Here is a 6,767-nt window from a genome sequence, read left to right as displayed (position 1 = left end):
GTGTTTCAGCCGATACATTCGGCGACTGATACACCGCCATCGCGGGCAAGCCCGCTCCCACACAAGCCCGCTCCCACAAGGGGGGGTTGTGGCGTTGGCTATAGATCCGCTTCCTGCACCACCCGCACCACCCCCGCATCCAGCGCATATGCCGCATCCGCCAGGTCGTTGGTGACCGTCTCCACCTTCAACGTGCCGGTGACCCACAGCGGCGTGTAGATATCATCCAGCTTCAAGCCCTTGGGATAACGCACCAGCACCAGTTGGTTGGGCGGCGGTGGCGGGACATGGATGCAAGCGCCCGGGTAAGGCACCAGGAAAAACAGGGTGCTGCGGCCCTTGGCGTCGGTTTCCAGTGGCACCGGATAGCCACCCAGGCGGATGTGCTTGCCGTTCATGGCCGCTACGGTCTTGCTCGAATACATCACGGCAGGCAAGCCCTTGCTCTGCTTCAAGCCACCCTTTTCGGTAAAGGTGCCCAGGGCTTCAGGGGAGTTGTGGTCGATATCCGGCATTTGCTCCAGGGCTTTCTGGTCTGACTTGGGCATCAGTTCCAGCCAGTCGGTTTCCGGCAGCTCAGCAGCGTGGGCCAGGCTTGAACCCAGCAAAAGGACAGTCAACAGAAGGCGGCGCATGAAGGGGCTCGGCAAATAAACACAGTGCCGGCATTCTAGCCCTCTGCGCCTGCGCAGCGCAGAGGGCTTGACGCTGAATTACTTCTTTTTCAGCAGACCGTAGATCACCAGCAACACAATGGCACCGACCAGCGCGCCGATAAAGCCTGCACCCTGGCCGGCCTGGTAGATACCCAGCGCCTGACCGCCATAGGTCGCCGCCAGGGAGCCGGCGATACCCAGCAGGATGGTCATGATCCAGCCCATGCTGTCGTCGCCTGGTTTCAGGAAACGCGCCAGCAGGCCGACGATCAAACCGATAAAGATGGTTCCAATGATACCCATGGCATTTCCCTCTGAATGAAAGTTAGCTGAAGCCTAGTCAGACTTTGGCATCCTGCAATCAGAGGATGGCGGCAACCAATGGTTCCCGCCGCTCCATGGGTTATTGCGCGGCGATCAGTGCCTGGACCTTGGCGATCTGCGCATCGAGCGTCGCGCGGTCCTTGCAACGCAGGTTGGCGTGGCCGACCTTGCGCCCGACCTTGAAGGCCTTGCCATAGTGATGCAGGTGGCAATCTTCAATCGCAATGACCTGCTCCACCGACGGCACCACGCCAATGAAGTTGAGCATCGCGCTCTCGCCAACCTTGGCCGTGGAGCCCAGTGGCAGGCCCGCGACCGCCCGCAGGTGGTTCTCGAACTGGCTGCACTCGGCGCCTTCGGTGGTCCAGTGCCCGGAGTTGTGCACGCGCGGGGCGATTTCGTTGGCCTTGAGGCCACCGTCCACTTCAAAGAATTCAAAAGCCATCACGCCGACATAATCCAGTTGCTTCAACACGCGGCTGGAATAGTCTTCGGCCAGGGCCTGCAACGGGTGGTCGGTGCTGGCCACGGACAGCTTGAGGATGCCGCTGTCGTGGGTGTTGTGCACCAATGGGTAGAAGCGCGTTTCGCCATCCCGGGCGCGCACGGCCACCAGCGAGACTTCGCCGGTAAACGGCACGAAGCCTTCCAGCAGGCAGGCGACGCTGCCCAGTTCGGCGAATGTGCCGACCACATCGGCTTCGGTACGCAGGACTTTCTGGCCCTTGCCGTCGTAACCCAGGGTGCGGGTTTTCAGCACAGCCGGCAGGCCGATGCTGGCGACGGCGGCGTCCAGGTCCGCCTGGGACTGGATGTCGGCGAAGGCCGGGGTCGGAATGCCCAGGTCCTTGAACAGGCTTTTTTCAAACCAGCGGTCACGGGCAATGCGCAGGGCTTCGGCGCTCGGGTACACGGGGACGAACTGCGACAGGAACGCCACGGTTTCGGCCGGCACGCTTTCAAACTCGAAGGTCACCAGGTCGACTTCATCGGCCAGTTGGCGCAAGTGGTCCGGGTCGCTGTAGTCCGCCCGCAGGTGTTCGCCCAGGGCCGCCGCACAGGCGTCCGGCGCCGGATCAAGAAACGCGAAGTTCATCCCCAGCGGCGTACCCGCCAGGGCCAGCATGCGACCCAGTTGGCCGCCACCGATTACACCGATTTTCATCAATCAACAACCTCAGGCGATGCGTGGGTCTGGATTGTCCAGGACGCTGTCAGTCTGTTCGGCGCGGAATTTCTTCAGGGCCGCGTGGAACTGTGGATGCTTGGCGCCCAGGATACTGGCGGCCAGCAATGCCGCGTTGATCGCGCCGGCCTTGCCGATCGCCAGGGTGGCCACCGGGATCCCGGCGGGCATCTGCACGATGGACAGCAGCGAATCCACGCCCGAGAGCATCGACGACTGCACCGGCACGCCGAGCACCGGCAAGTGGGTCTTGGCCGCACACATGCCCGGCAGGTGGGCTGCGCCACCGGCACCGGCGATGATCACCTCGATGCCACGGGATTCTGCTTCATCGGCATACTGGAACAGCAGCTCTGGCGTGCGGTGGGCGGAAACCACCTTCACTTCAAACGCAATGCCGAGCTTTTCCAGCATATCGGCGGTGTGGCTAAGGGTGGACCAATCGGACTTGGAGCCCATGATCACGCCAACCAATGCACTCATCGTCGTGCCTCTTCTCTCTGGGCGCCCGTAGGCGCGTCAAAAAACAACAAGCCACGCGGGAAATCCGGCGTGGCTTGTTATACGAATTAAGGCCGGTTGGACCGGCCGAAGGCCGCGCAGTATACCGTAATACGGCGGAGAAACAGCCCCTGGAATGACCATCTGTCTTACTGGGCAAACCTGCGGTTTTATTGACTTTCAGGTCAGCGAACACACCACAAAATACTGTGGGAGCTGGCTTGCCTGCGATGGCGCAGGGTCAGTGCCGGAAGTGTCGGCTGATACACCGCTATCGCAGGCAAGCCAACTCCCACATTTGTTCTGTGCTGGGTTCAGCTACTCTGCGCCGCCCCACCTTCCAGCTTGCGCCACAACAACCGCACGTTTGCCTTGCGCACCAACGCGCAGCGATACAGGCGAATCTCCAACGGCACATGCCACTGCGGCCCGCCACACACCACCAACTCACCCCGGGCCAGTTCGGCACGCACGCTCAACTGTGGCACCCAGGCGATCCCCAACCCTTCCAGGGCCATGCTTTTGAGGCTGTCGGCCATGGCGGTTTCGTACACCGTGGTAAAGCGCAGGGCGCGCTGGCGCAGCAGCAGGTTCACCGAACGCCCAAGGAACGCCCCGGCGCTGTAGGCCAGCAATGGCACGCTGCCCTCGCCTTCCAGGTCGAATAACGGCTTGCCTTCGGCATCGGCGGCGCACACCGGGAGCATTTCGGTATTGCCCAGGTGCAGCGACGGGAAAATATCCGGGTCCATCTGCATCGCCGCATCCGGATCATAGAACGCCAGCATCAGGTCGCAGCCGCCTTCACGCAGGGCATGCACCGCGTCGCCGACGTTGGTGGCCACCAGGCGCGTGGCGATGTTCAGCCCTTCATTGCGCAATTGCGCGATCCAGCGTGGGAAAAAGCCCAGCGCCAGGGAGTGCGCCGCCGCCACTTGCATGACTTCGCCCTGGCCGCCTTCAAGGTGATGCAAATGGCGCAGCACTTCGCCCAGTTGCTCGACCACCGTGCGCGCCGTGACCAAAAACAACTGCCCCGCCGCCGTCAGTTCCACCGGCGTGCGCGAGCGGTTGACCAGGGTCAGCCCCAACGCGGCCTCAAGGCTGCGGATACGTCGGCTGAAGGCCGGCTGGGTGACAAAGCGCCGCTCCGCCGCCTGGGAGAAGCTGCGCGTGGCCGCCAGGGCGCTAAAGTCTTCCAGCCATTTGCTTTCAAGGTTCATCAGATTCTCCAGGGCATGCACCATTTTGGCACACACGCCCGCCATGTTAACCGGGTCACATCAACATTATGCCGTTTGTGCATAGGTCAGCGCTTAACAGCATTGGCCCAAAAACTTCCACAAGCCTAGCATTCACAGCGTTCCGGCCTAGCCCGGGTCCATATCGAGATGATTTCCGTCATGTCCTGCGCTGCATCATTCCGTACCGAAAAAGACCTGCTTGGCGTACTCGAAGTACCTGCCCAAGCGTATTACGGCATCCAGACCCTGCGAGCCGTGAATAACTTCCGTCTCTCCGGCGTTCCGATTTCGCATTACCCGAAATTGGTGGTCGGTCTGGCAATGGTCAAGCAAGCCGCCGCTGATGCCAACCGCGAGTTGGGCCAGCTCAGCGAAGCCAAGCACGCTGCCATCAGCGAAGCCTGTGCCCGCCTGATCCGCGGCGACTTCCACGAAGAGTTCGTGGTGGACATGATTCAAGGCGGCGCTGGCACTTCAACCAACATGAATGCCAACGAAGTCATCGCCAATATCGCGTTGGAGGCCATGGGCCACAACAAAGGCGAATACCAATACCTGCACCCCAACAACGACGTGAACATGGCGCAGTCGACCAACGACGCCTACCCGACCGCGATCCGCCTGGGTCTGCTGTTGGGCCATGACGCGCTGCTGGCCAGCCTCGACAGCCTGATCCAAGCGTTCGCCGCCAAAGGCGTCGAGTTCGGCCACGTCCTGAAAATGGGCCGCACCCAACTGCAAGACGCCGTGCCGATGACCCTCGGCCAGGAATTCCGCGCCTTCGCCACCACCCTGGGTGAAGACCTGGCACGCCTCAAGACCCTGGCCCCGGAGCTGCTGACCGAAGTCAACCTGGGCGGCACCGCCATCGGCACCGGCATCAACGCCGACCCGCGCTACCAGGCCCTGGCCGTGCAACGCCTGGCCACCATCAGCGGCCAGCCGCTGGTACCGGCGGCCGACCTGATCGAAGCCACCTCCGACATGGGCGCGTTCGTGCTGTTCTCCGGCATGCTCAAGCGGACGGCGGTGAAGCTGTCGAAGATCTGCAACGACCTGCGCCTGCTGTCCAGCGGCCCACGTACCGGGATCAACGAGATCAACCTGCCAGCGCGTCAGCCAGGCAGCTCGATCATGCCCGGCAAGGTCAACCCGGTCATCCCGGAAGCCGTGAACCAGGTGGCCTTCCAGGTCATCGGTAACGACCTGGCCCTGACCATGGCGGCCGAAGGCGGCCAGCTGCAACTGAACGTGATGGAGCCGCTGATCGCCTTCAAGATCTTCGACTCGATCCGCCTGCTGCAACGCGCCATGGACATGCTGCGCGAACACTGCATCGTCGGCATCACCGCCAACGAAGCACGCTGCCGCGAACTGGTGGAGCACTCCATCGGCCTGGTCACCGCGCTGAACCCGTACATCGGCTATGAAAACGCCACCCGCATCGCCCGCATCGCCCTCGAAAGCGGCCGCGGCGTGCTGGAACTGGTGCGCGAAGAAGGCTTGCTCGACGACGCCATGCTCGACGACATCCTGCGCCCGGAAAACATGATTGCCCCGCGTCTGGTGCCTTTGAAGGCCTGAACGCCTGTAGCACCGCTCACCAGGTTGAGGGACTAGACACCTCTCACCCTTTTGAGGGCTTGAAGATTTCGATCTTCAGGCCCTTTTTTTTGCCTGCTTTTTAACAAGTGAGCACCTATATAGAAACGCGCAACTGCGTTTTATAGATAAAACAAACAAGCCCTTTCATAACTCCCCCGCGTTACCTGAAAAAGCACCAACTCCTCGCAACTTCCCATGACATGCCCGGGCGCGTGCAATTTCGTGCCATATAAGAACCAACGTTTTATATATGAAACATTAAAACTTTATCAAATTAAACCCAACCCACTAATAACAAAGAATATTTTCTGAAAGCCCGTAGGAAATAAGTCACTGGCATTGTTCATGCACTAAACGTCGTATCACCTATAAAACAGACCAGAGTACCTTCCTGATGGCTGTGAAAGAGATGTACGCCGTGACGCCCCAATGGAATAACCAAGCTCTCAGGGAAGAGCTGGAGCCGACTGAAATTGAATTTCGCAATGTCGGTAAATGTTTCCCGGCCAAGGGTAAAGCGCACGCGCCCTTCGCCATTCGCGAGGTGAACTTCAAGATTCGCCGGGGTGAAGTGGTGTCGATCATCGGCCCTTCCGGTTGCGGCAAAAGCACCATTCTCAATATGGGCTCGGGCTTGTACCGCCCCAGCGAAGGAGAAGTGTTCGTCGGTGGCAAGCCGGTCACCGGGCCGGTGCCGCAGGTTGCGTTCATGCTGCAAAAGGACCTGTTGATGCCCTGGCGCAGCATCCGCCGCAACGTCGAACTGGGCCTGGAGATCCAGGGCGTGGCGGCCGCCACCCGGCAGAAGGTGGCCCTGGACTTGCTCGAGCGCTGCCACCTCAATGGCTACGCCGATCACTACCCGTTCCAGTTGTCTGGCGGCATGCGCCAGCGCGCCGCCCTGGCCCGCACCCTGGCCATCGACCCACAGGTGCTGTTCCTCGACGAGCCGTTCTCGGCCCTCGATGCCCAGACCAAGATGATCCTGCAACAGGACATGGCGCGGATGCTGTTCGACGAAAAGAAGACCGCGCTGTTTATCACCCACGACCTGATCGAAGGCATCGCCATGTCCGACCGCTTGCTGGTCATGAGCGCCCGCCCCGGCACGATCATCGAGGAAATCAGTATCGACCTGCCGTTTCGCGACAACCCCCTGGAGCGCCGCAAGCTGCCGGAAATCGGCCCGCTGGTCGGTCGCCTGATGGAGTTGCTCCAGGTCGGCGCCGACACCGAACTGCACTGATCACC

Annotated in this window: 7 protein-coding genes; 2 read left to right on the top strand and 5 right to left on the bottom strand. The window is 61.1% G+C overall.

The window, feature by feature from the left end:
* Positions 1–98: 98 nt before the first annotated feature.
* From AC07W7_RS10580 to AC07W7_RS10560, 5 genes are all read right to left on the bottom strand, one after another.
* Positions 99–635: a DUF3299 domain-containing protein gene (locus tag AC07W7_RS10580; RefSeq protein WP_169901014.1), complete on the bottom strand. Its 537-nt coding sequence runs from the start codon at positions 633–635 to the stop codon at positions 99–101.
* Between the two features lie 78 nt (positions 636–713).
* The gene (locus tag AC07W7_RS10575; protein WP_029289950.1) at positions 714–959 is read right to left on the bottom strand and encodes a GlsB/YeaQ/YmgE family stress response membrane protein; all 246 of its coding nucleotides are present in this window, start codon (positions 957–959) and stop codon (positions 714–716) included.
* Positions 960–1,059: 100 nt separating this feature from the next.
* Positions 1,060–2,145 (bottom strand): 5-(carboxyamino)imidazole ribonucleotide synthase, encoded by a 1,086-nt coding sequence (locus AC07W7_RS10570; protein WP_495039264.1) that lies wholly within the window; start codon positions 2,143–2,145, stop codon positions 1,060–1,062.
* A gap of 12 nt (positions 2,146–2,157) precedes the next feature.
* The gene (gene purE / locus AC07W7_RS10565) at positions 2,158–2,649 is read right to left on the bottom strand and encodes a 5-(carboxyamino)imidazole ribonucleotide mutase (RefSeq protein ID WP_495039263.1); all 492 of its coding nucleotides are present in this window, start codon (positions 2,647–2,649) and stop codon (positions 2,158–2,160) included.
* Between the two features lie 332 nt (positions 2,650–2,981).
* A complete protein-coding gene (locus tag AC07W7_RS10560) occupies positions 2,982–3,890 on the bottom strand; it encodes a LysR substrate-binding domain-containing protein (RefSeq protein ID WP_076965092.1) in 909 nt (302 codons plus the stop codon).
* A gap of 180 nt (positions 3,891–4,070) precedes the next feature.
* Between AC07W7_RS10560 and aspA the strand changes: the two genes are divergently transcribed.
* Entirely contained in the window at positions 4,071–5,495 is a 1,425-nt protein-coding gene (gene aspA / locus AC07W7_RS10555; RefSeq protein WP_076965091.1) for an aspartate ammonia-lyase, read from the top strand.
* 430 nt (positions 5,496–5,925) lie between these two features.
* Positions 5,926–6,762 (top strand): ABC transporter ATP-binding protein, encoded by an 837-nt coding sequence (locus AC07W7_RS10550; RefSeq protein WP_076963117.1) that lies wholly within the window; start codon positions 5,926–5,928, stop codon positions 6,760–6,762.
* The last annotated feature ends 5 nt before the right edge of the window (positions 6,763–6,767 follow it).

The sequence above is a fragment of the Pseudomonas sp. GW821-FHT01D09 genome, assembly GCF_059422465.1.
The sequence above is the reverse complement of the archived record's forward strand: the minus strand, read 5'-3'. Positions and strand labels throughout refer to the sequence as shown.